The sequence below is a fragment of the Mesorhizobium sp. B2-8-3 genome (genome assembly GCF_006440815.1).
Classification (GTDB): Bacteria; Pseudomonadota; Alphaproteobacteria; order Rhizobiales; family Rhizobiaceae; genus Mesorhizobium.
In genome coordinates this window covers 112393-136992 of record NZ_VFTW01000002.1, presented here as the reverse complement: position 1 = coordinate 136992, position 24600 = coordinate 112393, and the positions used below count along the sequence as shown (strand labels likewise).

Annotated in this window: 17 protein-coding genes; 8 read left to right on the top strand and 9 right to left on the bottom strand. The window is 64.3% G+C overall.

Annotated features, from left to right (window positions below; all coding sequences use genetic code 11):
- Positions 1–110: 110 nt before the first annotated feature.
- The 4 genes from FJ418_RS03565 (at position 111) to FJ418_RS03550 (ending at position 5437) form a co-directional block, all read left to right on the top strand.
- A complete protein-coding gene (locus FJ418_RS03565) occupies positions 111–2660 on the top strand; it encodes a caspase family protein (protein WP_140643205.1) in 2550 nt (849 codons plus the stop codon).
- Between the two features lie 87 nt (positions 2661–2747).
- Positions 2748–2945, top strand: coding sequence for a hypothetical protein (locus FJ418_RS03560; protein ID WP_246672327.1), 198 nt, complete (start codon positions 2748–2750; stop codon positions 2943–2945).
- A gap of 154 nt (positions 2946–3099) precedes the next feature.
- Positions 3100–4191 carry an OmpA family protein gene (locus FJ418_RS03555; RefSeq protein ID WP_140863621.1) on the top strand — a complete coding sequence of 364 codons (1092 nt, stop codon included), beginning with the start codon at positions 3100–3102 and terminating at the stop codon, positions 4189–4191.
- Between the two features lie 7 nt (positions 4192–4198).
- Positions 4199–5437 (top strand): caspase domain-containing protein, encoded by a 1239-nt coding sequence (locus tag FJ418_RS03550; protein ID WP_246682926.1) that lies wholly within the window; start codon positions 4199–4201, stop codon positions 5435–5437.
- A gap of 13 nt (positions 5438–5450) precedes the next feature.
- Here the strand turns inward: FJ418_RS03550 and FJ418_RS03545 are convergent, their stop codons facing one another.
- Complete coding sequence (locus tag FJ418_RS03545; protein WP_246677249.1) at positions 5451–6011, bottom strand: hypothetical protein; 561 nt, start codon at positions 6009–6011, stop codon at positions 5451–5453.
- Positions 6012–6187: 176 nt separating this feature from the next.
- Here FJ418_RS03545 and FJ418_RS03540 point away from each other — a divergent pair, with 176 nt between their 5' ends.
- Positions 6188–6724, top strand: a complete 537-nt coding sequence (locus FJ418_RS03540) for an OmpA family protein (RefSeq protein ID WP_181166824.1) — start codon at positions 6188–6190, stop codon at positions 6722–6724.
- A 346-nt stretch (positions 6725–7070) separates the two neighbouring features.
- Here the strand turns inward: FJ418_RS03540 and FJ418_RS03535 are convergent, their stop codons facing one another.
- The 8 genes from FJ418_RS03535 to tagH all read right to left on the bottom strand — a co-directional run bounded on the left by FJ418_RS03535 (position 7071) and on the right by tagH (position 20255).
- Positions 7071–7286: a hypothetical protein gene (locus FJ418_RS03535; RefSeq protein ID WP_140643195.1), complete on the bottom strand. Its 216-nt coding sequence runs from the start codon at positions 7284–7286 to the stop codon at positions 7071–7073.
- Between the two features lie 224 nt (positions 7287–7510).
- Positions 7511–9952 (bottom strand): M23 family metallopeptidase, encoded by a 2442-nt coding sequence (locus FJ418_RS03530; protein ID WP_140863617.1) that lies wholly within the window; start codon positions 9950–9952, stop codon positions 7511–7513.
- Complete coding sequence (locus FJ418_RS03525) at positions 9949–10440, bottom strand: DUF1036 domain-containing protein (protein WP_140854323.1); 492 nt, start codon at positions 10438–10440, stop codon at positions 9949–9951. The genes FJ418_RS03530 and FJ418_RS03525 overlap by 4 nt, the downstream gene beginning before the upstream one ends.
- A gap of 11 nt (positions 10441–10451) precedes the next feature.
- Complete coding sequence (locus FJ418_RS03520) at positions 10452–12926, bottom strand: serine/threonine-protein kinase (protein ID WP_140854324.1); 2475 nt, start codon at positions 12924–12926, stop codon at positions 10452–10454.
- Positions 12923–13702, bottom strand: coding sequence for a PP2C family serine/threonine-protein phosphatase (locus FJ418_RS03515; RefSeq protein WP_140863615.1), 780 nt, complete (start codon positions 13700–13702; stop codon positions 12923–12925). The genes FJ418_RS03520 and FJ418_RS03515 overlap by 4 nt, the downstream gene beginning before the upstream one ends.
- Positions 13703–13819: 117 nt before the next feature.
- Positions 13820–17347 carry a type VI secretion system membrane subunit TssM gene (gene tssM / locus FJ418_RS03510; protein WP_181166823.1) on the bottom strand — a complete coding sequence of 1176 codons (3528 nt, stop codon included), beginning with the start codon at positions 17345–17347 and terminating at the stop codon, positions 13820–13822.
- Positions 17347–18879, bottom strand: a complete 1533-nt coding sequence (tssL, locus tag FJ418_RS03505) for a type VI secretion system protein TssL, long form (RefSeq protein ID WP_140854330.1) — start codon at positions 18877–18879, stop codon at positions 17347–17349. The genes tssM and tssL overlap by 1 nt, the downstream gene beginning before the upstream one ends.
- 296 nt (positions 18880–19175) lie before the next feature.
- Positions 19176–20255, bottom strand: a complete 1080-nt coding sequence (gene tagH, locus FJ418_RS03500; RefSeq protein WP_140863611.1) for a type VI secretion system-associated FHA domain protein TagH — start codon at positions 20253–20255, stop codon at positions 19176–19178.
- 413 nt (positions 20256–20668) lie between these two features.
- Between tagH and tssI the strand changes: the two genes are divergently transcribed.
- The 3 genes from tssI to FJ418_RS03485 are packed head-to-tail and all read left to right on the top strand — an operon-like array spanning position 20669 to position 24599.
- The gene (tssI, locus tag FJ418_RS03495; RefSeq protein ID WP_140863608.1) at positions 20669–22993 is read left to right on the top strand and encodes a type VI secretion system tip protein TssI/VgrG; all 2325 of its coding nucleotides are present in this window, start codon (positions 20669–20671) and stop codon (positions 22991–22993) included.
- Positions 22994–23000: 7 nt separating this feature from the next.
- Positions 23001–23426 (top strand): DUF6484 domain-containing protein, encoded by a 426-nt coding sequence (locus FJ418_RS03490; protein WP_140863606.1) that lies wholly within the window; start codon positions 23001–23003, stop codon positions 23424–23426.
- Between the two features lie 9 nt (positions 23427–23435).
- The gene (locus FJ418_RS03485; RefSeq protein ID WP_140863604.1) at positions 23436–24599 is read left to right on the top strand and encodes a hypothetical protein; all 1164 of its coding nucleotides are present in this window, start codon (positions 23436–23438) and stop codon (positions 24597–24599) included.
- Position 24600: the final 1 nt, after the last annotated feature.

Here is a 24600-nt window from a genome sequence, read left to right as displayed (position 1 = left end):
TAGTGCAAGGGTTCCATCCTGCCTGGGCGGATTGTGAACTCTTTAACAGACCTCCGCGTCGCAAGCTGCGTTCTTGTGGCCGACAGGTCATAGCGGTTAAGGATTTTGCCATGCTGCGACGCTGCGCGCTGATTGCAGCCTTGATCCTCGTGGGCCTCACGACGGTGCAGGCGCATGCCGATCGAAGGGTTGCGCTTGTCATCGGCAATTCCGAATACCGCGAAATCCCGGCCCTCAAGAATCCCGACAAGGATGCGGAGGACGTGTCGAACACGTTCCGGCTGGCCGGCTTCGATGTGTTCGTCGCCAAGGATCTGACCAAGCTCCAGTTCGAGAAGGAATTCCGCAATTATCTCGCGGCGGCGGACGGCGCCGATCTTGCGGTCGTCTACTATTCGGGACACGGCTTTCAGATTGGCGGCGAGAATTTCCTGATCCCGGTCGATGCGTCGCTCAAGGCTGCGGCCGACATCGAGGTCCAGGCGGTCAAGCTCGACGATGTCCTGCAGCAATTGCGCGCCAAATCGAAGATCCAGGTGATCATCCTCGATGCCTGCCGCAACAACCCGTTCCCGCGCAAGGATTACTGGCTGCGCGATCAGTTGATCGCGGCCGGCGGCACCGGCCTTGCGCAGGTGAAAAGTTCGCTGAACACGCTGATAGCCTTCGCCACCGAGCCCGGCGCGGTCGCCTATGACGGCTCCGGCGACCTCAGTCCGTTTTCATCCGCCTTCTCCCGCCGCGCCCTGGCGCCGAACCAGGAGATACGCTCGGTGATGGCGGCCGTGCGCCGCGATGTGGTCGAAGCCACCAAGGGCGCGCAGGTTCCTTGGGAGAACTCCTCGCTGATCGACGAGGTGGTGCTGATGCGCCGCGCCAATCGGCCGGCTTTGCCGCCGGTGCTGGAGAAGACCGTGCCGTCCGGCGTCGGACCGGTCGCGCTCGACCTGCCGGTGCCCGTCGATGTCGACGGCGGCGCCGTCAGCATCAGCATCGAAAGGCCGCCGGCCCTGGGGCGCCTGATCCTGGACGGCAAGCCGGTCGCAACGGGCGAGCCGATAGAGGGCAAGGATCTGCCGCGGCTTCAGATGGATGTGCCGAAGGGCGCCGACGCCGAGGATCAGGTCGATATGCTGGCCTATGCGACGCATGACGAATGGGGCGGCGGATCGCAGGGCATACTGGTGTTCCGGGTCAAGAACGGCGATGGCGCCGCGGGCAAGCAGCTTGTGGCCTCGCTGGAGTCCGAGCAGAAGCAGGAGGTGGTGGAGCGGGGCATCCACATCGCCGGCGCCGCCGAAGCGATCGACAACCGCGACGTCAAGATACCTGTCGGCGTCGGCCCTGTGCCGCTGAAACTGGATGTCCCGACCAAGGATCCCGGCGTCAGCCTGAAGCTCGCGAGCTATCCGGCAACCGGAACGCTGTCCCTGCCGGATCGCACCTTGTCGCCGCAATCGAGCCTGATGGCCGATGAAGTCGATAAACTGCGCTACGAACCGCAGATAGGCGCCGCAAAACCGTTGATCGTTGGCTTCGACATCATAGCCGACAACACACCGTCAAAGCCGGCAACGATGAAGCTGTCGCCGAGCGTCGATCCTTGCGACACGCGGGCCGGCGAACCTTTGGACCTGCAGGGAGTCGTCCCCGGCCTGTTGCCGAACGAGATCGGCGCCGGAGCCGTGGAGGCCTGCCAGGCGGCGGTGAAGGCTTATCCCGATGTCGCGCGCTTCCATTACGAGCTCGGGCGCGCTCTGCTCGCCGCCGGCAAGGTCGACGAGGCCAAGAAGGCGATCGAGGAAGCCGCCGACAAGGGACATGTCCGCGCGGTGTTCGAGCTTGGCTATATCGCCTCGTCCGGCATAGGGACGGCCGTGGATCCCAAGAAAGCCAATGGCTTCTATGCCAAGGCGTCCGACAAGGGTGATCCCTATGGCATGACGGCCTGGGGCCGTGCTCTTTTCAACGGTCTCGGCGTTGAGCGCGATACCGGCAAGGGCTTGGACTTGCTGCTGAAGGCAGCAGCCATGGGCCACACCTATGCCATGAACGATCTCGCCGCGATCTTCACCGAAGGCCGCAATGGCGTGCCCGCCGACCCGGCTCGCGCCGTAGCCTTCCTCAAGGCGGGCGTCGAACGCCAGGACATGTATTCGATGAACATTCTCGGCCGCAATTATCTTAGCGGACGCGGCGTCGAGAAGGATACCAAACAGGCCCAGGCGCTTTTCAATATGGCGATGGATCTTGGCCAGCCTTACGCACCCGGTAGCCTCGCGCGTATGTACCGGGACGGTGATGGTGTGGACCGGAATCCTGCCGAGGCGCAGAGGCTGTTCGAACTGGCGACGGACCGTGGGGACTACTCGGCGGCATATGATCGCGCGGCTATCGAAATGCAGAAAGGCGAAAAATCCGATCAGGCGGTCGCCGTCCGCTATCTGGCGTTCGCGGCAGGACTCGATCTTCGCGACGAACTGCCGAGCGCTCGGTCGACGCTGGCGCAGTTTGGCGCAAAGCCAAAAGCTGCGGCCCTCAAGCAACTGCGCTCGGAACTCAAATCGAAAATCCCTGCCGGCGGCTCGGTCGATGACCAATTGATCAAGACGGCTAGAGCCGTCTGGGAGCAAGCCAATCCGCGTCGGGACCTGTTCTGATCAACAAGGGAGGCAATGGTGGGCAGGGCATTGAAGCAGGCGGTCATCGCAACATTCCTATCCTTTGCGGTTGCAGGGTGCACGACTATGGCGCCCAGCGTCGAGCCGGCGCCGACAACGAAACATCGTACCAAGCACGTTCGCGTGACGACGACCCCGAAGGTGGTCAAGCAGAAAAAAGTGACCGCCAAGAAGATTGTCAAACCGGTCAAGAACGAAACCGTACCCGTCATTGCGCCAATAGGTGGTGGCGGCAACGGTGGCGGTGGCGGTGGCGGGTGGTGATAGCGTCCTCGACGCGCGATGCTTTTTTCGACGTGTGGCGACTGGCGCCACCTTTCTCGCTTCCCGATGGAACCGCTCGCCAAGCAAGGGCAAGTGCTCTATGCTCCTGCCACGCGCCGGTATCGAGATCGGGTTGTCCTGGCGGGGGCGTTCCATGTTCGAAGTCGTTGCATTCTGGCGAAAAATGCTAACCAAGGCCGCGGCTTTTGGCTTGATCGTTGCCGCGCTGCTGGTCTTCGGATCGCAGGCTGCGAGCGCCGCGCCCAACTGGACGCTCGATCCGTCCGCTTCGGTGCTCACCTACCAGTCGGTCAAGAAGAACACGATCGTCGAGACCAACAAGATCAGGAACATCACCGGCACTCTGAGTTCCGCCGGCGATGCCAAGATCAGCTTCGACCTCAATTCCGTCGACACGGGCGTCGACCTGCGCAATGTCCGCATGCGCTTCCTGTTTTTCGAGACCTTCGCCTATCCAACGGCCGAGGTGGCGGCGAAAGTAGATCCCGCGGCGTTCGCCGACCTGCCGACCAAGCGCCGGGTGAAGACGACATTGCCGTTCCGCCTCAGCCTGCATGGCGTCGACAAGGATCTAGAGGCAAGCGTCGTCGTCACCATGATCAGCGACACCCAGGTTTCCGTCGCTTCGGAGGCGCCCGTCGCGGTCCATGTCGAGGATTTCGGGCTCTTGCCCAACATCGACAAATTGCAGCAGGCGGCGAACGTGACCAACATCGTGCCGACCGCTTCGGTGTCGTTCGATTTCGTCTTCACCGCCGACGGCGGCAAGCCGGCCGCCGTGCAGACCGTCGCGGCCAGCACCGCCGAGGTCGGCCCCGTCGCCACCGATGCCGCGAAAGCCAATTTCAGTGACGAGGAGTGCCTCAACCGGTTTGCCGTGCTCTCGCGCACCGGCGCCATCTATTTCCGTCAGGCGAGCGCAAGGCTCGACGCGAAGAGCCGTCCGCTGCTGGCTGAGGTGGAAGGTGTCGTCGGCAAATGCCCGGCCCTCAAGGTCGAGGTGTCCGGCTACACCGATTCCGACGGATCGCCCGAGGCGAACAAAGCGCTCTCCGAACGGCGCGCCCAGGCGGTCGCCGATGCTTTGGTTGCGGACGGCGTCCCGCGCAACCAGATCAGCTCGGCCGGCTATGGCGAGGACAAGCCTGTCGCCGCCAACGATACGCCCAAGAACAAGGCGCTCAACCGGCGGATCGAATTCTCCGCAAGCAAGCTCGCCAATTGAGGTGGCGGTGAGTTCCGCTCCAATCGCCTTTTGCGGTGACGTGTTTCGCGCCGCTGTGCTTGTGGCGCTGGCCTTGCTCCTAACGTTGACGGCCGCGAACGCCGAGCGGCGGATTGCGTTGGTGCTCGGCAACTCGCAGTACCAGCACGCGGCGCCGCTCCTCAATCCGGCGCGGGATGCGCAGGCCATGGCCGATCGGCTCAAGGACCTCGGCTTCGAGGTGGTCTCCGGCTTCGACCTCACCAAGCAGCAGACACAGGCTACGGTCGCGCAGTTCGCCAAGCAGGTGCGGGGCGCCGACATCGCGCTTTTCTTCTATGCCGGCCATGGCCTGCAGGTCTCCGGCAAGAATTATTTGCTTCCCGTCGATGCCGCGCTCGAGGACGAGACCTCGCTCGATTTCGAGGCCGTCTCGGTCGATTTCATCCTGCGCCAGATGTCGCGCGAGACGAGCATAAGACTGGTTTTCCTGGACGCATGCCGGGACAACCCGCTTGCCGAGGTGCTGGCGAAGGCCGCCGGCATCAAAGGCGCAAGCAGCGGCCTTGCCGAAATCCCGATCGAGAATGGCGGCGCCGGCACGCTGGTCGCCTTCGCCGCCAGCCCGAACCAGCTTGCCTATGACGGGTCGGGCGACCACTCGCCCTTCACCACGGCGCTGCTCCAGCATGTCGGCGAATCCAACGTCTCCATCACCGAAGCGATGAACAGGGTGACCAGCGACGTCTTCAAGGCCACCGCCGGCAAGCAGCGCCCCTGGATCAACGTCTCGCTGACCACCGAGGTCGTCCTGCACAGGGTCGATCTCAATGCGCCGCTGATCGTCGGCGAGGCAAGCGCGCCGCAGGCCGAAGCGCGCTCCGAGACGCGCAACACCGGCGCCGCGTCCGGCCAGACCGACGACCAGCTTGCGCTCAATGCGCTGCGCGAAAAGATTCCGAAGTTGGAGACGGACGGCCCGATCCTTTTCGATCGCCCGGTCAAGTTCGGCGACCCGGCGATCGACGGCAAGAGCATAGCCCAATTGATCAAGGGGGAACCGCTTTTCAGTCCGGTCGAAGGCCTCGACAAGTCGGTCTGGCAGGGCAAGCACTGCGACGGCTGCCACGAGTGGAATGAGACCCGCCTCTGCGAGCAGGCGAAGAATTTCGCCGCCAATGACGTCTCCGTCCTGCGCCTGCAACATCCGCTTGGTACCCGCTTCAAGGTCGCTTTGGCCAGGTGGGCGCAAGATGGCTGCCAGTGAGCCCGGAAACCCCCTAATACGCGTCGACAGATTGCCGCTGCGCCTCCATCTCCACCATCTGGATGCCCATGTCGACGAAGGCGGAAAGCACGCCAAAGCGGTCCGCGGTCGAGACGCGCGCCAGCCCCGCCAGGATCCCGGCGTTGACGGCGTGGGCGGCGGGAAATCCGGTCGATAGCATGTCGAAGGCCGGGTCACGCCATGCCGCCGACAGCGCGATCCATGCAGCCGGCGTCGCTGGCGACGGATCGACGGCACTGCTGAGCGCCGCTCGATGGCGGGGATTGCCGGGCTCGCCGACCCAATCGTTGACGAGCGCCAGCAATTCGAGGTCCCTATCGGCAAGGAGTTCTGAGAGATGGCTCAGGCATTCATGCCCCCACCAGACCGCGGCGCGATCGGGCAGGAGATAGGCGCAGAACGTGACAGCCTCCTCCGGCACGCGTCCGGCGAGCAGGGCGCGGCAGAATTCCAGCGGGGGTTGGTTGGCGGCAGGCAATTTCATGTCCCGGGCGATCGCGGGACAGGCAAGAAACAGATCCCTTGCGGTTCTGTATCCGAGTTCGTTGGCCATGGCTGCCACACCCCGAGAGCCAGCTGACAAGCACTCAAGCCTTTAGCCGAGAGCCGGTCAAGCCTTAGCTTCTAGCAGGTGGTGGCCGTTGGCAACGTGCGCTTGGTCACAGACAATCGTTTCAAGATTTGATATGGTCCGCGCCAGCGAAACCCGCTCAAACAGGAGAGACGGTCATGCGGTGGGGCAGCTCAGCCTTGGCATTGGCGACCGTGCTTTTTTCAACGCACGTTTACGCCGATCCGCTTCAGAAATCGGAAGACATCGTAAAATACTTCGCCGGCCAGGGTAATCTTGGCGCGTCACGCGGCATCTGCGTCGGCACCGAGGAAGAGTGCAAGAGCAAGGCCGAGAAGAACGAGGCGCCGCCTCAAAAGGCCGGTCTCGACATGATGATCAATTTTGCCCTGGATTCGGCCCAGCTCGACCAGACCGCGCGCACGGAACTGGACGAATTCGCCAAGGCGCTGAAGGACAACCGGCTGAGCACGTTCAGCTTCGTCGTCGAAGGCCACACCGACGCGACCGGTACGGATCGCTACAACCAGGACCTGTCGCAGCGAAGGGCGCAATCGGTGGCGGCCTTCCTGGCGGCGAACGGCGTTCAATCTACCCGGCTCGAGCCGATCGGCCTGGGCAAGTCGCATCCGCGCGTCGCCAATCCCTACGATCCGGTCAACCGCCGGGTGGAAATGCGGATCAGGACGCAATAGGGCGGCCGGCCCAGGCCAGTCAGTTCATAGCGAATTGCCGATGCGGGCGCTGCCGACAGACCAGCTCTCATCGTCGATCGGTTCTTGAGTGCACCGCCCACCGCAAAGCCGGGCGGTCTTGCACAGCCGAAGCCTCCGCGGCATTGGACCGTGCAGCGATTTACCACTCATTCACGATATTAGCGCAACCTGATATTCGGTCATGCTGGTACAGCGTACATGCCAAAGCCCTAAAGCGCGTCGCGTCGAAACGGATTCACGCGACGCGCTTTAGGTCGTTACTTGATGCATGTCGTTGTCGCAAAACCGAGTTCACTTTTGCGCGACATGCATTAGCGCCGATCCTTCAGCGCTGGGGCTTTTTACGCATGATCCATTCGACTATGTTGGGGTCGACATAATCGTCTCCGGTCACGATACGGACCAGCTTCGTTGCGCGCGGCCGCCATTGATCTTCAGGAACCTTGTCTTCGTCGACCCAGCGCTTGAACGCTTCGCGCATGACGTCGAATTCGAAGTATGAACCGTTGTCGTTGGATTGCTTTTTGACCATGGCGGGCAACGTCGAATTCGCTGAAATGTTCCAGCCTCAGATGCGAGCCTCGCCACTTACCCGAACCGTTAACGATATTTGTTTACGGATCACCATAACATGAGTGAATTCTAATGGAGATTTTGTGGATGGTGCGGCGCAATTCAGGCAGGCAGCGCGGTTTCCGTCCATGCGCAGGTTCGTCAAACTAGTCACCGCGCGTCGAAAAACGCTGTTGCTTGGTGAACCGAGAACTAGCCGGGCTCCAGCGTATCCTGAATCGAACCTATCAACGCGGTGATCGCCTGCTTGTATTTCTCGAACTCCGGCGATGTCTGCCGGACTTCGGTCGTGGTTGTCGTCGGCTGGCCCTGGTCGGTGACCACGCGCGGCGCTCTCTGCCCCATTTTCCGCTCGGCCCAGTCCACGACATAACTGGCGGTCTTGCCGGTAAGGAACGGATTGGCCTGGATGACGGCTGATCCGAGAACCGCAGTCAATTGCGACGAACCCGGCGCCGCCAGCACCTGATGCGCCCCTTCCATGCCGAGGAAATGGCAAAGATAGAGGCGTCCGGCGGTGATCTGGTGGCCGCGGGCGCGAAGATAGGCCTCGCCCTCGCGCGCCAGGTTGCGCACCATTTCACGTGACAGCGTGGCGTCGTAGCGAAGCGCAAGCAGATCGGCCGTCGACAGCGAGCGGGCGAGGTCGGGCCGATAGGTGTTCATCATCCGGATCCAGGTCTTGGAGATGAACTGGCCGGCGCCGGTTGCCGAGGAAAGCGGGTTCTTGGCTCGCGCGCTGCCGCCGCTTTCGACATGCACGATCCGGTCGGTCAGCGTCTCGACCGCGGCATCGCCGGAGCCGCCGGAACTGACGGACACGGCGATAGCGACCGAGGTGACCGTGCCCAGCGGGTCGATCGCCTCGCCGTTCTGGTAGAGCTCGAAATGCAGATGCGGGCCGGTCGAAAGCCCCGTTGTGCCGATATAGCCGATGACGTCGCCAGCTTTCACTTTGGTGCCGACGCCGCTGGCGATGGCGAATTTCTGCATATGCGCGTAGCGCGTCTCGCGGCCGTTGGCATGCGTGATCTTCACCAGATTGCCATAGCTGCCGCCATCGCCCTGGAACGAGATCTCGCCGTCGAAGGCGGCCATGATCGGCGTGCCGACCGGCGCCGCCCAGTCGACGCCCTTGTGGATTCGAACCGTGCCGAGGATCGGGTGCTTGCGCGGGCCGAAGGTCGAGGTCATCACCCCGGCGACCGGCGTGACCATGCCGTTGGTGACGGTCAGCGAGCGGACCTGGTCGTCGCCGGTCACACAGGCAAACTGGCCGTCGCTCTGCTGGAAGACGAAACAGTCGAGGCTCTTGTCCGTGCCCTGGACGCCGACATAGAGCACCCGTCCCGAAATCTCGCCCTGGCCGCGCGGCGTCTGCGAATAGATCAGCACCAGGCGCTGGTCCTCGCTGGCGAAGGCGTCGAGGTCCTGTCCCCGCGACAGATACATGATCGCCTCGCCGATGACGCTGGTCGGCACCTTGTTGCGCGCCGCGGTCGAGTAGATCGCGTCGAGCAGGCGGTACTGCCGCTTGGGCCCGCCCTGGTCGGAAGCGCCGGAATAGTTGAAGAGGTCCTCGCGCACCCAGGGGTCGACGCCCGACACGAAGGCGCCGGCTGCATTGCGCGTCAGCGTGCCGACATAGACGTTCCTCGCGTAGATGGAGACCTGCATCAGCGACATGGTCGTCGTCTCGCGATTCGGCCGGAACCCGCGCATGGCCACGACAAAGCCGGGCTCCAGCCCGTCGCGGTTGAACAGCGTCTTCAGCGCTTCGCCAGCGAGCTTCGCGTCGTCGGCGGAGAAATGCGCGTCGAGCGCCACGCTGTCCAGGCTGCGGTCGTTGAGGATCTTCACGAAAGTGTCCTCGGTCGCCTCGAAGCGCTGGTATTCGCTGGCGACGGTCGCAACGGTCGTGTTGTTCTCGATCGCGGTTTTCGTGAAAGCCGGGAGTGCTGCCTCCCCCTGGTCGATGGTCTCGCCCCAGCCTGCCTCTGGATCGTCGGCGTCTGCCTTGGGCGCCGAGCCGGCATCGCTTTCGTCCGGCGCCGCCTGGAGATCATTCTGCAGGTCGCCTCGCGGATCGCCCTGTTGATCGTCCGGCGCCGCGGCCGGAGCGGGTGGGGCCGGTTGCGCATCTTCCGGCTCCGTTGCCGAAGGCTTCGGAGCGGCCTGCCGCTGTGCCTGGAAGAAGGCGAAATCCTCCTGCGTCGACGGGATCGTCGTCATGAACTTTTCGCTGGCGCTCAGCATCACGTCGGACAGGATTTCGATCTGCGGCGAAGCCCCGGAACTGTCGAGCTCGGCTGGACGCGCTACCGTCTTGCCCTTTGTCGCAGTGTCGGCATCGGGCGCCAGCGTGATCCACATCGGATCGCCGGCGAGATCGATGATCGCCGGCACATAGACCGAGGCGTCGGGCGGCACGTCTTCCATGTCCTCGACGGGATGCAGCTCTTCGTCCTCGTCGCCGAACGACCAGTAGTCCCTGGTCAGATAGAAGCCGGTGGCTAAGGCGACGACTGCGAGCGTGGCAAGGCCGGCAAGGGCCCGCCGCCAAAGCTTGCGCCGTTGCGCGGCCAGGCGCGCCTGCTTCTTCTGTCTGAAGCTCGTGTCGATCGCGTGCGTCACGGGCTGTTTCCGGTCAGGAAATAGGTCCAGCGCACCTGCTCGAGCGTGTCGACCTCGACGAAGCGCGCCGCGATATGGCCGCGCTGCCAGCACTCGTCGATGCCGCGGATCGAGAAGCGCCGCCGGTCGATGCACATCTCGGTCGAGCCGTTGAGGATCGCGTGGCCGAAGACGTCCGTCGCGTAGAGATAGATATAGCGGTTGGTCAGTTCCTCGCGGATGACGTTGACGCACTGGTTGGCGCCGATCGTCCACCAGCCGTCCGTCTGGTCGGCATTGTCGACCTTCTGTCCGACGGCGAGATTGACGACGTCGAGCGTCTGGTTGCAGACGGTGAATTCGGCATGCGCCTTGCCGGGCGAAAGGATCGAGAACAGCGCCGCGCCAAGCGCGGCAAGCGTCATGCGGCCCGGGAACGGCAATCGGAGCCGGCTACGCTGCTTGCGTGGCGGGGGCTGGTGCAAAGAACGCAAGGTGCGAAGGTTCATCGGCGTTCATGCTATCCGCCAAGCCGGAAATAGGTGGCCGTGGCGGAGAACTGCGATCCGTCGGCCTCGATCTCCTCGAGGATCCTGGGCAAAAGCTCCGAGGCCGGCGTCGGCCTGGAGAACATGGCGGCCTGGATGTCCTTGGGCCCGGTGATCACCAGCATGATCTGCGGCACCGCCTTGCCGGCTGCCTTGTCCGCGGCGGCGAGGCCGATCGGGATGTTGAAGGTCACCTTGTCGGTTTGCGGCACCATGCGGTCGTCGAGATTGAACGCCACGCCCTTGTGGTCGATCAGCATGATGTTCGAGACGAGCCCGCCGCCCGTATAGAGCGCGCCGCTGACCGGCGAGCCGTCCGGGACCGATGTCCGGTCCAGGACAAGCTGTGGCTTCGCGGCCGAGCTCCGGTCGAGGAAGCGAAGGAAAGTGGGCACTCCGCACTGGGAGAGCGTGATGAGGCGCACGCTGATGTCCGGCTCGATATGGAACCTCGTCTGGAAATCGCTGAGCAATTGTTCGAAGGGTTGGACCGCCGTCCCGTATCCCTCGATCGCGGGGGAAGCGCCGGGTCCCGATGTCACGTTCGCGTAAAAACAGCTGCCGCCGCTGAAATCGCGAACCCAGGAGCGCTGGTCGTTCCACTTGGCCGTGTCCTCTTCCAGTGACGGAAGCGCCGGCTTTGGCACATTGATGGCGACGTCAGTGTCCGGCTGCTTGGTCGCCGGCGGCTGCGGTTGCTGGGCCGGCTGTGCTGGCGCTGTCGGCGTTTCCGGCGGGTTGGCTGTTGGGGTCTGTGCCTTAGGCTCGGCCGGCGGGGTGGTCGGCTGCGCCGGCGCCGGACTCTCCGGAGCGGGGGGCGGGGAAGCGTTCGGCTTGGGCAGCTTGGAAAGCATGTCAACGAGGTCTTTTACGCTGGGCTTGGCTGCCGGCGGATTCGCCTCCTGCGCCGGCTTGTTCTCGGCCGCCTGGCTCGGTTCCGGCGTCTTGACCACCGGTTCGCTCGTCGGCTGCGCCGGCTTCTGGCTTTCGGCGGCCGTTGGTGCGGCAGCCGGCGACTGCTGCGCCAGGGGTTGTACGGGTTTGGTCCCGACCTGAGGCGTCTGGCTTTTTGCCTCGCTCTTCGGCTGAGCGGCGGGTGGCGTCGGCTTCTCGACGGTGGCGGCGCCGTCAGTTTTCGGCGATTCCAGCTGAGGCGCGGACGGCGTCTGCGGTTGGGGTTTCGGCGCTTCCGGCTGCTGCGCTTCGGCCACTGGTTTGGCGGCTTCGGCGACCGGCTTCGGTGCCAGCGGTGTGGATTTTTCCGTCACCGGCGGGGGCGCCAGGACGCCGCTGAAATAAAGGCCGCCCCCAGCCAGCACCAGCGCCGCAACGCCGCCGGCGATGACGGGTATCCGTGAAGCCTTTCGCGGCGCAGCCGGTGCGGTCGCAGATGCGCTCGCCGGAGCGGCAGCCGGTGCGGGCCATTGCTCCGACAGGTATGCAGGGCGCACATGCTCGACGAAGCGCGGCTCGCCGGGAGGCGTCGGCGGCTGGGGCTTGGAGTCCGGCGGCGCCGTCCACCCGGCGCGCGGCAAGCCGGAGCGTTCGCGTGCGCCAAACGACACCGGCGGCGGCAATGTCGCCTCGAGATCCTCGCCACGCGTCGCCCGGGCGATCTCGCTCATGCTGGCCGGCCGGTCGCGCGGATCCGGCTGCAGCATGGCCGAGATCAGGTCGTGGAAATCGGGATCGATATCCGACAGGTCCGGCACGGTCCGGCGCTTCTCGATGACCTCGTATTGCGACCCGCTCATGTCGAGCGGCTTTCCGCGCAGTGCCGCGGCCAGCACCAGCCCAAGGCTGTAGATATCGGATTGCTCGCTGACATCACCGCCATAGAGACCGAGCTGCTCGGGCGAAACATAGTTGTATTTGCCGGCGAATTTTCCGCCGATCAGCGTTTCGCCGCCGACGGTCGCCGAGCGCGCGATGCCGAAATCGATGATCTTGGCGCGCTCCACCCGGCCGCCGGGCAGGATGATGTTGTCCGGCGAGAGGTCGCGGTGCACGGCGCCCGCCTGATGCACGGCGCTCAAGCCGGAGGCGAGGCGATGGCAAAGCCGGCGCACATCGTTCCCCTGCATCGGTCCGCGCCGCATGACGTCGAACAGCGACTCCCCGTCGACGAACTCCATCGCGAGATAGGGACGGCCGATCCCCGTATCGATGGTGAAGACGTGGTAGCGCACCACTGCGTCATGCGACAGATGGTTGAGGATCGACGCCTCCTTGCGGAACAGCGACAGGATCGTCTGGTCGCGCGCGAATTCTGGCAGCACGATCTTGATCGCCACGTGGTCGCCGGTCTGGATGTTGTGGCCGCGATAGACTTCGCCCATGCCGCCGGAGGCGATCCTCTCGTCGAGCTCGTAAATGCCGCTGAGCTGCGTGCCCACCCCGGTATAGATGACGTTCGTCGAAATCCGCGTCTTGTCGTCGTCGCTCATCTGGCCTGGCCCTCCACTGCGGACCGATCCGGATGGAGCGCGCCGTTGCGCCCGCCGCCGATCTTCACGAGTACAATGGTCACATTGTCGGTTCCGCCGCGCGTCAGCACCATGTCCAGCAGGATCTGGCAGGCCGCCCGCGGTGTGGCGGATTTGACCGCGGCCTCGATTTCGGCGTCGCTGACATGCGCGGTCAGTCCGTCGGTGCCCAGTACGAAAACATCGCCCGCCATCAGCTCGCCCTGCTGGAAATCGATATCGAGCTCGTCGCTGACGCCGACCGCATGCGTGATCACGTTGCGGCGCGGCCAGGTGCGCGCTTCCTCCGCGCTGATCATGCCGCGGTCGAGCAATTCCTGCACCTCGGTGTGGTCCTTCGAAACCTGGAAGATCGAGCCGTTGCGCACGAGATAGATGCGGCTGTCGCCGGCCCACAGGCAGGCGAAACGTCCATCCATGGCAAGCAGGGCCGCGAAAGTGGAGCCGATGGTGATGCCGCGCGATCGCGATATGTCGCGGATCTCGGCATTGGCGCGGCTGAGCCGGTCCTCGAATCGGGCGCGAAGGTCCGGCGCGGAGCTCGCAATGCCGATCGTTGCCAGATGGTCGACGATGCTGGCCGAGGCGACTTCGCCGGCCTCATGCCCGCCCATGCCGTCGGCCACCACCCAGAGCCCGGTCTGCGGTTCGATGAGGTAATTGTCCTCGTTGTGATCGCGCACGCAGCCCTTGTGGCTCACGCCGAAGCTTTCGATGGGGAGGGCGACAGTGCTCAATTTGCCACCAAGCGCTCAGCAGGCGTCCTCTGTGACCAACCACGGGCCGCGTGCCCAGGCCACTCTGCCACAAGCGTGTACATTAGAGTACCGAAATGAAGGCTCGCTCCAGCCATGTCAGAACGCCTTCGGACAGCTGAAGCCGGACAAGGCCGGCAGCAGCAGGGGATTGGCGCCCGAGCCGGCCTGGATCGTGTAGGCGACATCGCGTCCGCCGATCACGAAGCGGGCTTCCGTATTGGCGCCGTCGCCGGTGATGGTCGCCTTGTCGAAAAGCCGCTTCAACGCCCACGGCCCTTCGAATTTGAGCGCGGACTCGCGGCCGGGCATTTCCGGCATGAGGCTCAGGCTCGCCGATCCGGAAGCGGCGCCGCTCGGCCATGTCACGATGCTCGGCGCGTTGCCGGCCTGGGCGCTCTGGACCGTCTGCCCGTCGACATTGAGCACAGCGCTGTCGACTTCGCTGTTCACCGACGTGGGGGTGATGGTGATCGAGACCGAAGGCACCGAGCCGCCGGAAGGGAAGAAGGCGCTACGGATTTCCGCGGCCGACTGGAACGCCTTCAAGGTCGACTTCGCAAGATCGCGGCTGGAGCGGGCGTCCTGTTTCCAGGTCCATTCCTGGCCGGTCATGTCGATCAGCGGCGCGAGATTCTGCGCGAAGAAACGGTCCATCAGCCCGCCCGGCGCGAACAGCTTGGTGAAATCCGCCATCGAGATCTCGTCTGTGCCGTCGCGGGTGAAAGGATAGCGGCCATTGACCGCCTCCTCGCAGGCGCGCGTCACCGTCTGGTCGAGGTTCTGGTTGAGGTTGGCGACTGAGGTCTCGGCGACATTGCCTTCGAACTCGTCCGCCGCTGCGTTGACCATGCGCGCCAGCGGCTTCGGCAGGCGCGAGACATTGGCGCGCAATGTCGAGATCTGCAGCTGCAGGTTGGCGTTGACGCGCTCGGTCTGTGTGGGGACATCGGCCGCGAGCTTCAGGCTCTGGAAGATGTCGTGGAAGTTCTGCGTCAGCGCATCGAGCGGCCGGTGTCCGGCGGCCCCGCCAACCAGCGCCTGGAACGAGCGGAACTGCGCCTCGACGCTCGCGCCGGCATTCTGCGCGACGGCCGAGCTTGCGCCGGCGCGGCTTTGCGACTTGCCGCCGGCGATCTGGAGGCCGATGCGGGCGAGGCCCTTGGCCATGCTGGCGGGGTCCTGCTGCGCCGTGCCGGTATCGCCCTCGGCGGCGCTGTCCTTCGTCAATGCGGTTTCATCGGCGATCGCGGTGAAGAGCTGGTCGAGAGGCGAGTCTGGCGCGGCGACGGCCGAGAGCGCCAGATATTGCGGCTTGTCCTTCAGCATCGCCTTGAGCTTCAGCTGGTCGAGAACGCCGTTCCAGGCGGCGGCGAATTCCTTGCCGTAGCGGTCGATGAGCTCGGGGCCGAGCTTGGGCAGGTCCTGGTCGATGCCGCCCTGTTCGCCGCCGCCGCCAAGCACCCATTGATCGTCCACGAGCATCTGCGCGATGCGCGACAGCTGCGGCAGGAAGAAGCTATTGAACCCGCCGCGCGTATAGAGGCCGGTGACCTGAAGATCGGCAAGCTCGCTGCCGTCCGTGCGCTCGAACAGCAACTGCGCTTCCGGACCGGCTCTCGCGGCGATGGAGAAGTCCTTGAGCCTTGCAGCATAGACCGCCGACTTGATCTGCGCCCAGGCGCGGTCGGTGAGGCTCATGCGTCCGAGCGAGCGCTGCGCGGCCTCCACCAGCGGCTGGTTGAGCTCGAAGACGGGATCATAGGCGTCGTCGAGCGCAAGCATGGCGCGCAGGTGCTTTTCGAGCTGCGCGCGGCCCTCGCGGTTGTTCTCGCCGGGGTAGCGGTTCTCCTCCCAATCTTGCTTCATCCAGGAGACAACCAGTTCGTCGTCGACCTTCGGCGCCTTGCCGCCCAGCATCAGGTAGATCTTTAAAGGCTCGTAGAGCGCGACGGGGTCGGCCATCCGAGCCTGGATCGTCCGCTCCGCCTGCACCAGCAGCCGCGAGCGGAAGGTTCGCTCCAGCGCTTGCCGGTAGGCGGTCTTGGAGGCCGACAACAGCCTCTCGCGCTGGCTGAGCCCGAACGTCTCCTCGATCGGCTTTGCCTGGTCGCCGTTTTCGAAGCCGGCCGGCAGGTTGCGCAACTGGTCGAGCGGACCGATGACGTTTTCGAGGTCGACGTCGGTCACCGTCGTGCTGTTCAGCAGCGTATCGGCGCTGTCGCGATAATGCGCCATGGCCTGCCTTGTGGAGGCGATCAGCTGCTTGTTGGCGAAGAAGCTGAGGCCCAGCATGCCGAGCGCCGCCAAAGCCGCCAGCGCGATCGCGGCGAGGCCGCCGAACCTCGCGAGCCTGGCGCGCCGCTCGGAGGCCCTGTCGAACGAGACCCAGCCTGATTCCGGAAAGATCACCTTGACCAGCAGATCATGCAGGAAGAAGCTCTTGCCGGCGCCGGAGAGATGCGCTTGCGAAGCACTGCCGAAACTGCGGCCGATCGCGCCTAGCACCTGGTCGAAAGGCGTCCCTTCCTGGGTGCCCGAGGAGAAATAGAGCCCGCGCAGGCTGACATTGACCTGACTGCGCGAGGTGTCGAACAGGCTGCCGACGAACTGTGTTATCCGGGCCTTCAGCGCGCCGAACTGCGCCGGGAAGCCGAACAGCGTGATCCGCGCTACCGGGTCGGCCTCTTCCTGCAGGCGGTCGGCGATCTCTTCGGCGAGCCGCTTCGCCAGTTCGTCGAAGGCTGCGGGCGCCTCGCCGGCCATGTTCCTGGTGCGGTCGGCCGTCTGGAATGTCGCGCCCCACACCTTGCGCCTGCGTGCCTCGTCGAAATCGCCGAAATAATCCATGAAGCCGCAGATGAGATCGGCCTTGGTAAAGAGCAGATAGACCGGGAATTGGATCTTCAGCGTCTCGTGCAGTTCGCGCAGGCGGGTTCGGATCTCGGTGACATGCGCGTCGAGCTGCCGGTCGTCGAAGCCGATCAGGTCGGCAAGGCTGATGGCAAGGATCACGCCGTTGATCGGTTGCCTGGTGCGGTGTTTCTTGAGCAATCCCAGGAAGGCGAGCCAGCTTGCCTTGTCGCGCTCGCGGTCCGACTCCTGCGTCGTATAGCGGCCGGCCGTGTCGATCAGCACCGCCTCGTCGGTGAACCACCAGTCGCAGGACCGCGTGCCGCCGACGCCGGCCACCGGCTGCGCGCTGCCGGAGCCGGCAAGCGGAAACTTCAGTCCGGAATTGACCAGCGCCGTCGTCTTGCCGGCGCCGGGCGGGCCGATGACGATGTACCAGGGAATGTCATAGAGGAAATTGCGCTTGCCGCTCGTCCGCTTCAGCGTCGCGATGGCTTCGCTCATGCGCGCTTCGAGCACCTGTGAATCGTCGTTGCGCTCGTCGCTGCGCACGATGGCCGTTTCGAGCGCCTTTTGCGCCTTGCGCCGCTGCCAGAAGCGGACCCCGTAGAACAGCGCGAGCGCCAGTATGGTGACGCCGATGATCGTAGCCCTGAGCCACGCAGGCGCAAACGGGCGTGTGTCGGCGAAGCGGACCAGCGGCCCGGCATACCAGACCGCCGCCGAGAAACCGGCAAGCGCAAGCAGGCTGAAGATCCGCGGCGTCCAGCGCATCAGTTGCCGTTCTCCGCGGAGCCGTTCTGCAAGGTCTCCTGTTTCGGGATCATCATGGCGACGCGGCGGTTCTTGGCGCGGCCGTCCGCCGTGCCATTGTCGGCGATCGGCTCGTCCTCGCCCTTGCCGTCGGCACTGAGCCGCGACGGGTCCTTCAATTGCGTGGCCACCAGCGCCTGGACGGCCTTCGCCCGGGCGACGGAAAGATCGAAATTCGATTTGAACGTGCTCGACTTCTTTGGCTTCACATTGTCGGTGTGGCCGACGATCTTGATCGGCCCGGGTTCGGCGTCGAGCGCCGTGGCGATGGCGGCCGCGATCGGCTGGAATTGCGGCTTCAGCTCCGCCTGGCCGGGAGCAAACAGAAGCTGGTTGTTGATCTCGACGACGATGAACTCGCCCTTCTCGCCGACGCTCAGTCCGCCGCTGGCGATCTCCTTGGCAAGTGCGGCGCGGATGCGGTCGATCTGGGTGGTGTCCGGAACCACGGGCGGCGGCGGGCTGGCTTGCGCCGGCTCAGTGGGCGCCGCCACGCTGGCGCGCTCTATGGTGACGGGCGTCGAGGGATTGAGCGCCAGCAACTCGCCGGCGGTCGCATCGCCTTCATCGGTGACCAGCACCCGCAGTCCGAAGAAGGCCGCCGTCACCAGCGTCGCCGCGGCGGCCGCGACCGCCCAGAGCGGCAGCCGTGCCCTCGGCTTCGGCAGCGCCGCCGCCATGCCCTGCCAGCGCGGCGAGATGTCGTCGCCGGCGCGCTGCTTGAAGTAACGCAGCGTGTCGTAGACGTCGCGCCGGACACGTTCGAGCGTGTTTCGCTCGCCCGCAAGCCCCCGATACTGGCCCTCGAAACCCAGCGAAAGGCATGCATGCATCAGTTCGAGCAGGTTGTAATGCGCTTCCGGCTTGGCGAGGACGTTGTTCAGCGCTTCGTAGAAGCCGGCGCCCGTCGGCTGGGTGTGGAAGAACTGCGCCACAAGGCTGTGCTGAAGCCAGCTGTCCTTGCTCGGCCATGGCAGATTGCCGACAAGGTCGTCGGCGGTTCCGCAAAGGGCGAATTTCGCGATTCGCGCGTCTTCCTCGGCTACGCCGGCTTTCGCGATTGCAAGCTCGAAGGTGTCGATCGCTTCGGCTATATGCTCCGCCAAGGGCGCCGCTTGCCGTTCGACCGGCATCAGCCGCAATTGGCCGAGAAGCATCAGCAGCGGCGCCGCGGCGGCAAGGATCGGATTAGCCGCGGCGTATCTCACGCCGCCGGCGGCGTCGAGCAGGGCATCCTGCTGCACCCCCGGCGCCGCATTGGCCTCTGCTCCCGGGGTAGGTCCCTGAAAGAGTACCGTTCCAGACGACCAGCCCGTAGGCATCTGCCGGCCGCCGCCGGGATCGAACACCGTCGATTCGCGGGAAGGCGATGGAGCGGACCGAACGCCTTCCGGACCGGAACTCTCGGCAGCCGCGAGCGGTCGTTGCTTCGGCCGCGGCGCGCGGATGACGGTTTTGTCCAGCGGCCTGGAGGGATCGTCCTTCGAGCTCATCGGCGACGACCCGCCGTCGAATTGCAACGAGCATGTCTTTGCCCGGCAAAGCGCGCTTCAGGCTGAGCCTCGGCGGGCCGCATGGAAAGGCACATCTCGCCGAAACATGACATTGCTGCACACGCCCCAAGCCACGCCGCGTTGCCCGCCAGGCAAGCATCCCTGTTCATTCTAATCGCCCGGGCATTCAATTGAAACGGGGCCGCCGATTGAAATCGGAAAGCAAGATGATCGAAGAGGCGGCTTCTTCTATGAGAACCGTCACATACAGCCGGCGCGGTCCGTGCCGATCCAGGCTATTTCTGCTTGTCGGCCTTGGCGTAGGCTTCGGCGAAATAGGCGAGGAAGACATCCAGCATGCCGTTCTCGTGCTTGTCTTCCATCGTCCGCCATGTCGCGACAAGCGCATCCCAGGCCTGGCTTTTCCTGGACGAGAAGGATGCCGGCGGAATTTTCTTGGCGATCGCCTCCGGCGACAGGTCGTCGAGCAACCGCGACAGCGCGGCCTGCATGGCGGCGTAGGTCGCGATTTCGTGCGCCTTCAGGTCGCGAAACGCGTCTTCGACACTATGCCTGGCGTCGAGATAGCCGGCCCTGCGCTTGGCGAACATGATCTCCAATATGTCGTCGATGCCCGGCACGAATTTCAACGGATTGTTGTCCTCGGCGCCGATCATCGTCCGGTTCGAGCTCTTGGCGAGCACCTTTGCCGCCGCGCGCGCCTTGAGCAGCAGGGACAGTTGCTCGACAGTTGTCCTCAGCACGGAGCCGATCTCGGCCGCGACATCGTGCGGATCACGCGCTTGCAGCAACTCCGGCGCGATGCCCGCCGCCTTGGCGATCTCCCGCAATATCGCGTCCGCCTCCGCGGGCCGGTTGGCCGGAACCGCCGGGCCGGGCTGCAGCGCCGAGGATGTCGAGACGGGCGCTGCCCCGGTTGGTCGCTGCTCCGCCGGATTGAAGAACGGCTCATGGCCGGGATCCAGGGGGCCGCCGGTCGAGGGCGGCAGCTCGCGCTGCGTCGATCCCGTCCTAGCCTGCGGATGTCCGGTCGCGGCCCGTTCGTCTTCGATCGAAACGCCGACGACGTAGCGGCCGATCAGCAGCCGGTCGCCCTGGGTCAGCCGATGCGGCCCAGCCATGCGCTGGCTGGACCCGTTGATGAAAGTGCCGTTGCGCGAGACATCGTAGAGCCAGAACGAACCCGCCTGATAGCGGACCTCGCAATGCCGGCCCGAGATGAACTTGTCCGGATCGGACAGCGTCCAGTCGCAATTCTCGCGGCCGATCTCGAAGCTGCGGTCGCGGGCGGCGTAGCTGGCGGCGGTGCCGGCCGGCAGCCTGTCGACATTGCTGATCTGGAGAGAGATGAACATCCGGAAGCGTCGCCGAACTTGGTCAACAAATGCTTATCTTTCGCGCAATTCCAGTCAGAAAGCCGCCAGGCGCCTTTTCCGGAATTGCTCCGGCATTCTAGCAGCTTGCAAGCTGAGCGGGAGAGGAGTGTTTCACACCGGCGCGCGGGCGCGGTTTAATGCGTGTCGCCCAGGAGTGTGCGGCGGTTCTGGGACAACGACGTGCATCAAAACAAGGACCTAAAGCGCGTCGCCTGAATCCGTTTCAGCGCGACGCGCTTTAGCCGTCGCTGTTATTTGGCCTCCCTCAAACATGTGCTAGGCTTGCAGCCGTACGGTGCGGTGAATTCGAACGCTCCCGAACGTGACGCAGTTAATAGAGCGGGGGCTTCAAACCATCACACTGGCGGCCGCGTCGAGGAGGGGCACGACCCATGCCGAACGAACGTGCCACGGTTGTACAGACGCCGGCTGGCGCCGACCTGACCTTCACCCATCTCGTCGGCCGCGATGAGATCAGCCGTTGTTTCGCCTATACGGTCGGCTTCGTCTCGAAGAATCGTGACGTCGATCCGCTGAAGATGCTGGGCGGCGTCGTTTCGGTCGAGGGCGAATCTGATCCGAAGCGCTGGTTCAGCGGCCTTGTGTCGGATTTCAAGCTTACCCGCATCGAGGACCGGCTGGCCTTCTATGAGGCAACCGTCAGGCCATGGTTCTGGTTCCTCGGCAACACCACCGATTGCCGCATCTTCCAGAACATGACGGCGGTGGAGATCGTCGAGAAGATCTTCTCGAAATACGGCACCGCCAAATTCGAGAAGCGGCTGCAGGGGGCCTACCCCTCGCGCGAATATTGCGTTCAGTACGACGAGAGCGATCTCGATTTCGTGCAGCGGCTGCTCGAGCACGAAGGCATCTTCTATTTCTTCGAGCATGACGAGGGCAAGCACACGCTCATCCTCTGCGATGCGATGAGCAAGCTGAAGCCGGCGCCCGGCTACGAGAAGGTGCTTTACAATTTCGAGGGCCACGCCTCGCGGCGCGATGTCGAATACATCACCGAATGGATACCTGGCAGCGCGGTGCGGCCGGGCGCCTACGCCCATACGGACTATGATTTCGAGAAGCCCGGCGCCGATCTGATGGCGAAATCCGCCCAGCCCTTCGCCCATAAGGAGGCCTCGGGCGAAAACTATCGTCAGCCTGGCGCGCATCTCGATGTCGGGCGGGGCGACAAAATAGCGGGGATCCGCCGCGAGGAACTTCAGGCCGTGCATCAGCACAGCACGGCGGTTGGCACGGTGCGCGGCCTTTTTTCCGGCTGCAAGTTCACGCTGGAGAGCTTTCCGCGCGACGACCAGAACCAGGACTATCTGGTGGTCAGCGCCGAATACCGGCTGTTCGATCCGGGCTACCGGACCCAGAACGAGGCCCACAGCGAGAATTTCAAGGTGGTGCTCGGCGTGGCGCCCACTAAACTGCCCTATCGCCCACAGCGCATCACGCCGCGCCCGATCATGCGCGGGCCGCAAACGGCGACCGTCGTCGGACCTTCGGGCGAGGAAATCTTCACCGACAAATATGCGCGCGTGAAGGTGCAGTTCCACTGGGACCGGCTCGGCAAGAAGGACCAGAACTCCTCATGCTTCGTGCGCGTCTCGCAGACCTGGGCCGGCAGCGGTTGGGGCTTCATCCAGATCCCGCGCATCGGCCAGGAGGTCATCGTCGATTTCATCGAAGGCGATCCGGACCTGCCGATCATCACCGGCCGCGTCTACAACGCCTCGCAGATGCCTCCCTATGGCCTGCCGGGCAACGCCACGCAATCGGGCTGGAAGTCGAATTCCTCGAAAGGCGGCGGCGGTTACAACGAGCTGATGTTCGAGGACAAGGCGGGCTCCGAGCTGGTCAACTTCCAGGCCCAGAAGGACCACCACCTGCTGATCAAGCACGACCGCAACAAGACGGTCCAGCACGACCAGTCCGATCGCATCGACCACGACGCCAAGCACTCCGTCGGCCACAACCTCGACGAGGACGTGGGCAACAACAAGACGGTCAAGGTCGGCGTCGACCAAACCACCAACATCGGATCGAACGACACCGAAACGGTGGGCGCGAACCGCTCGCTGGCGGTTATGGCCAACGAGACGATCCACGTCGTCGCCAACTCGACCGAAAACATCGATGCCAACCATTCGCAGACCGTGGGGCTCAACCAGACGGTCACGGTGGGTATCGCGCGCGTCGACACGGTCGGGGCTGCGGAAGCGCGAACGGTCGGCGCCTCGCAGACGAACACGATTGGTGCGACACGGTCGGTGACCGTGGGCATCAATCAAAGCCACAGTATTGGCGCCGCGGATAGCTGGGATGTCGGTGCGGCGCAAACCGTCAATGTCGGCGCGGATCAGAGTTTCACCGTCGGAGGGGCACAGTCCTCCCAGATAGGCAAGGCACGAACAGCCAAGATCGGGGCGGATGACGGGACCGATGTCGGCGGGGCACATGCGCTCAAAGTTGGCAAGGGCAGCGGCATCGACATTGCCGAGGACAGTTCGATCAAGGTGGGCAAAAAGCTTGTCATCGAGGCAGGGGATTCGATCACGCTCAAATGCGGCTCAGCGTCGATCACGATGAAAAAGGACGGCACCATTGTCGCTGACGGGAAGGATATTACCCTCAAGGGCAGCGGCAAGATCACCGTCAAGGCCGACGGCGACGTGATCGTCAAGGGCAGCACGATCAACAACAATTGAGGGCATCATCATGGAAGTGCTGGAGCGTATCGACGGCGTCGTGATCGGCCTGCTTATCGGTTTCGAAGGCGGAGCGCCACTCGTGGTCTTCGTCGGCAATCCACACGAGACCGCGATTGCGGCGCGCAGCCTGACCGAACTGGACGTCGCGGCCATTGGTTCGGAACTAGCCCTTCTGTTCGAGGAGGGTGACCCGACGCGGCCGCTGGTCGTTGGACGCATCGTTGATCCGGCTCATAAGAACAGGGAGCTGCAAGTTGTGCGTGACGGCGAGCGCATCGTCATCACCGGCGATGAGCGCATAGAATTGCGCTGCGGCCTGGCATCGATCATTCTGGAGAAGAATGGCCGCGTGACCATTCGTGGCACCCAGTTGACCAGCCAGGCCAGCGGTACCAACCGCATTCGCGGCGGGGCTGTGCATCTCAACTGAGGCGAATCGATGCACCGCATCGTGACCATCGCGGCCATCGTGGACCAGCATTCCGAGGACGCGGCTTTCCTCTGGCTGCGCCGTCGTCGGGAGATCGATGGTCCAATCCTCGACGAGACCGACATCGGCCGTATCGACCAGCGCCTTGAGGCTAACCTCGAAGGGCTCATGGCAGCCGGCGAGGCCGGCTGGGAATCTGCTCAAGCGCGCTTTGCCGATTATGCCGAACCGGGCGAACTTTTCGTGCTTGGCACTGTGGCGATGCGTTGGAGCGATGCCAAACTGGTTACCTTCGCAATCGACGCCGGTGCAAGCCTGGGTGAAGCCGGTGTATCGAGCCTGTCCGCCGCGATCGCGCGCACGCCACGCGAAAACCTGCGGCCGCTCGTCGCGCAATGGCTGGACGCACGCGATGCGCGGCTACGCTGCCTTGGGCTGGCCGCGCTCTGGCATCATCGCATCGATCCGGGACCGCGCCTGCAGGATCTGGTGAGCCATTCCGACGCCGCTGTGCGCCGGCGCGCCGTTCGGCTCGCCGGTGGGCTCAGGCGGCGCGACGTGCTTCCGGCAGTCCTGGCTGGCCTTGATGGCGAGACGGCGAAAGAACGTCTTGCGGCCGCCTTCGCTGCTTGCTTGCTTGGCGAGGCGCGGTCCGCGCACCCAGTGATCGACAAGATCGTGCTGACGGAGACAGACCAGGCGGAGGCGGCAATCGAGATGCGCCTCCTGACAACGCCGCCCAAGGCCGCGAAAGCCTGGTTGCAGGCGCGTCTCGGCCAGCCCCTGCTGCGTGCGGCGGCAACCGCCTCGATCGGCCTGTTTGGCGATCTGTCAGTGGTGCCCTGGCTGATAGAGAAGATGCGCGAGCCGGAACTTGCCTTTGCCGCCGGGCTGGCGATGCGCGATCTGTTCGATGTGGATTTCAACGACACTGATCTTTTCACGATCGACTCGGCCGATTTGGGAAAGGCGTTCGAATCTCTGAACGACAGCCCGTTGCCCGTCGCCGATCGCGTTGCTGCCTGGTGGGACGAGGGACGAGGCGGTCGCGGTCGCAGGCCTTTCCGTTCGATGCGCCGGTTGCGGCTCGACGCGTTGCGCGCCGCCATAGCGGCAACCGATACGCCGCTGGCCGACTGGCGAAGGACGCGGCGGTTTCCCGCATGGCTGTAAT